This is a genomic window from Candidatus Neomarinimicrobiota bacterium, assembly GCA_012964825.1.
Classification (GTDB): Bacteria; Fidelibacterota; Marinisomatia; order Marinisomatales; family S15-B10; genus UBA2125.
This window is the reverse complement of sequence record DTTI01000002.1, coordinates 1-4459: the sequence shown is the minus strand read 5'-3', so window position 1 is coordinate 4459 and position 4459 is coordinate 1. Positions and strand designations below refer to the sequence as shown.

General features: G+C 41.8%; 3 protein-coding genes. All 3 read right to left on the bottom strand.

Annotation, left to right across the window (positions count from 1 at the left end; all coding sequences use genetic code 11):
- A partial coding sequence (locus EYO21_00030; protein ID HIB02206.1) for a DUF3488 domain-containing protein occupies positions 1–2126 on the bottom strand: 2126 nt, incomplete at its 3' end.
- Positions 2123–3370 (bottom strand): DUF58 domain-containing protein, encoded by a 1248-nt coding sequence (locus EYO21_00025; protein HIB02205.1) that lies wholly within the window; start codon positions 3368–3370, stop codon positions 2123–2125. The genes EYO21_00030 and EYO21_00025, both read right to left, overlap by 4 nt.
- 56 nt (positions 3371–3426) lie before the next feature.
- Positions 3427–4377, bottom strand: coding sequence for a MoxR family ATPase (locus EYO21_00020; GenBank protein ID HIB02204.1), 951 nt, complete (start codon positions 4375–4377; stop codon positions 3427–3429).
- Positions 4378–4459: the final 82 nt, after the last annotated feature.

The following is a 4459-nucleotide window of genomic DNA, read 5'->3' as shown; positions in this document are numbered from 1 at the left end:
ACTACCTGATATAGGTTTTTTATCTTTTCCTCATGAACGGTTGCTGACGGATCCCAGCGTCCTTCTTCAATGAGAGTCACCAGCTGATCCAGTTCACCTTTAGCTGAAAATTGCATCTTTTCACCTTGTTTTGAGAGACCTAGTAACGTTAATCCTGGTGTTACGGTAAATCCCTTTCGAGTAAGCAAATCTTTCAACTTCAGCGCCAGGCGGGCCAGAGGTGACCTTCCAGGTATTTTTCTCTTTCTGTAGTAACGATATAGAAGCTGAACGCCGGGGATGAACCCTATGGTGGCAATCATAACAGTGGCAGTCTTCCAGTTTGCCATACTTCGAACAGTTGATCTCATTTTAATTCTGAACTCTCTCGCTGACACACGTGTGCCAAGATCAATATTTTTCGAGTCGGGTAGAATGGCATTCCACAGACCAGTATATAGCAGTATTTGCCGGTCCAGATTGTAAAAGACCACCCACTTATACCATTGAAGTTTCATTGAATCAAGCCAGAGACTCAGGTTGGTGAAAGCAGTAGAAAAATAAGATTCTGACAGTGAGGGTGGCGTAGGATCAAATGTTATCCAACCGTACTCAGGGAAAAAAACCTCAACCCATGTGTGTGCATTGGCCTCTGTTACAATATAATAGTCTCCGTAACTGTTATATTGAGAACCGAGAAACCCATTAACTGGTCTTGCAGGAACTCCCAGTGTACGCATCATAAGCACCATAGCTGTGGCAAAATACTCACAATGTCCTTGTTTTCGCTCAAAAAGGAAATTGGAAATTGGATCTTTAGGTCGTCCTACTCCCTCCGTAGTGTAGCTGTATTCTTTCTTAAGGGCATTCTCTATGGTAAGAGCCAAGGCATAAGGATTTTGAGTTCCATTAGAATATTCTTTTGCCAGATCACTGATTCTTTCATCCAATTCAAGGGGCAGTTGAGTGTAACGCTCCTTCAAATATGGCGGATATTCCTTCCTTACTGGATCAAAATTAAACGCTGTATGGTTGATAATTGAGGAACGGACCGTATAGTCTAAAGGTTTGTTCTCTTCCTGATCGTGAGTAAGGTCGTTCACGTCATCAATGAAAAATTTTGTACGTTTATGTTTTCTTCGAGAAGAACCTCGGTTGTGAGACTTTATTCCCAGAGGCTTTGCAGCAGCAAAGATAACGGGGGTGTCATTATGTAGTGGCTCCTGATAAATATTGTATTCAAACTCACTATCATTCGTTATTTCAAGGTTAAGTTTATCAGGAATAGTTAAGTATCCATCTCTACTATATTCCAACAAGGGGTGACTTTTTGATTCACTTTTTGACCACCCATTGCCATTATAATGATCAAAGGATACTCCCCTCAAGAAGCTAGATTTCAGGACGTTAAGATTTTTTTCACCGGAAAGAAATTCAAGTCGCAAGACGATTTTTGCTGAGGTTTTCAGGGTACCGAAATGACCCAGATCAATGGCATCAGAAAAGCCCTGGACTGTCTCTCCTTCCTTGCCCGGAGCAAAAAAGCCAAGGGTGAATCGGGGGAATAGAAAAAATACAGTTAAAGAAAAAACAAGAAGAACAAGTCCCAAAAACGAAGAGCCCAAGAGAAACTTCCCTGATACGAATTTGGACGCTTTTTCAGCAACAATGTCGTGGTGTGTGGAAGATTCAACTTGTTGAGAGATATGAGTATAGACCAGAGTCCAGGTCAGAAACATGGCGTAAAAAAAGAAAGCAACAGCAAAGGATATATCAAGATTTACGATAGCAGAAGCAACCAAAATAAGAAAACTCAGTCCGATGATCTGAAAGTAGTGTCTGCTTGTTTTTAACCGCATCCCCCTGGTGATGGTGGCAAGAAAAACAAGATTTATGCTGTTAAACAGGTGGTCGCCTTTTTGAAAACCGGTAATAACAATGACCAACAGAGTTACCATAACTAGAATTCGAAAGATTGATTCAATATTTTGTGGAAACGTTTTTGATCCGATCGTCATCCCCATTATTAAACCAGCAGTTGCCATCATCCAAAAAATTGCCGGCATTGCTTCAGACAGATAAAGCGGAACAGCAGCAACAACAATAAGGGCAACACCCATGGACCGTATCATGCGGGGTAGCGTCATGATACTCCCTCTCTCCCGACTGGCATCTGGTAACGCATCCTTGAGCGTCCATTCATCTGTGAAACATCCAGTGTGTCCAGGTTTACTGATATTAACGTGTCAGAAAATCTTTTTTTCTGCTGAGATCCACTTATCATAAAATCCTGATCAGCATCCAGAAGCGCCAAAGCGGAAAAAATTCGCTTTAATGAGGAAGTCCCTGCCCCCTCATTAATATGTAAGTTGGGAGCCACCAGGCCCACATGAAAATTTCTGTGAACTAAAAATCTGACAATGGACGCGGCAATCTCTATTCCTTGCTCCCGCCGTTCTTGAACTATATGATCCCTGTGGCTGCCTGTAAGGTAGACTGTGGCCCTCCTTCCTGCCAGTTCCTCAAACTCCTTAATGGCAAACTGTTGTCGGGAAGCTGTTTTCTTCCAGTGAACATTTCTCCAATCATCACCTGGATGCATCTGTCGGATAGAATAAAACTCTAACCCCTGACCTTTATTGTTGTGGGCGTCAAAATGATCATCCTGCTTAATGGATAATTGACTTAAGATTGTTTCAACCGACTCTTCACCCTTGGGCATCACCAAAACAGAGCGGCTGAATTCATAATGTCTGCTTTTAGAAAAAAAAGAGAACGGGAAACGGGTACCTATTGATATTCCTCTTATTTGCTGTTTGCCTCTTTTTGGGAAAACCAATCGTACCATCATATGTCCTTCTTCTCCAGCTTTTAGCTTCAGCAGTATTCCTTTCTTCTGAATGATACCACTATCATCAGCGACTAACAGGTCTCCTTCCAATGAGAAAGAGCTCAGGTACCGTTTTTTGTTTTGGATCTTGATAGATCCAAATGTCTCAGATGAAACAATTGTTTCTGACGGAAGGTCCACTTCCCAGCGCAGTTTTTTCAGCGTCAATTCTGACAGGATTCCGCTTGCAACAATGATCGATAGGAGCATAGCCATCAGGAGATAAAGAAGGTTTACACCGGTGTTCACAGCGGCAAAGCCTATCCCCAGTGTAATGAACACTAGAAACTTTCCTTCCATGGTAAAGGTGAGCTTCCTTGGAAAAAAGCTGCTCTGCATCATCCTGTTAATTAAACTTTTTCTCCGGTCCCGAAACCGTACAAACAGCAATGTGTTTACCACGAACAGAAAGACAAATATCACCTTCAAACGCATATAATACGGGAACTTGAAGATCATGTAAAATGAAGACCCCGTAATAAACAGCATGATAAGGCCCACTAAGGAGACCTTCACTCCTTTGGGTCTAATATGAAGAACTTCTAGTATGCGGTCTCTCAAGGGGCCGGAATGGAACTCAGTATATCTTCTATTTTTGATAAGACCTGGCTTCTTTCACCCAATATATTTGAAGATCCTCTCAAGGTGAGCCTGTGTGCCAGAACGTGTGGCGCTATGGTTTGAATATCATCAGGTGTAACATAATCCCTCCCTTTAACAAGTGCGTAACCCCGAGCCGCACGCATCATTTGCATGCCCGCTCTTGGGCTGGCACCAAGCTCAAAATGATCTGCCTCCCGAGTAGCTAATACAATGGAATGAACATAATCGATGAGCTCATCCTGTGCCGACACAGAATCAACACTCTTTTGAAGATCTTGTACCTGTTGGCTATCCAAAACCTTGTTAATCTGATCAAATGATTCGTTTTCATTCTGACCCCCGATAATCTCTTTCTCTATAGAAGTCTCGGGGTAGCCTATGGTCACAGAAAGAATAAATCTGTCAATTTGTGATTCGGGAAGAAAATACGTCCCTTGGATCTCCTTAGGGTTTTGAGTTGCCATAATAAAAAATGGGGTGGGCAGTTGGAATGTTTCCGTATCAATGGTTACTTGGTTCTCATTCATTGCTTCCAAAAGTGCACTTTGCGTCCTGGGTGATGTACGGTTTATCTCATCGGCCAAAATTATATTGCTGAAAACGGGACCTGAACGAAAAGAGAATTCGGCTGTGGATGGGTTGAAAACAAAAGTGCCAAGAATATCTGAAGGCAACATATCTGAAGTAAATTGTATCCTTGAAAAATCCAGATCCAGTGCTTTGGACAGTCCTTTAGCCAAAGTTGTTTTGCCAACCCCTGGTACATCCTCAATGAGAATATGTCCTTTAGCAATAAGAGAAGTGATTGTCAACTCCACTACAAATCGCTTCCCGAAAAAAACTTTTTCTACCTCACTGATAAGGTTTTCAATAAGACCAGTCTGATTCTTCTGGATATCTTTGATTTCGCTGCTGTCCAATATGAACCTCTCTTTCTTCCTGATAAGAAAATTAATTGTATCGAATCAATTATTATAATAATCTAAA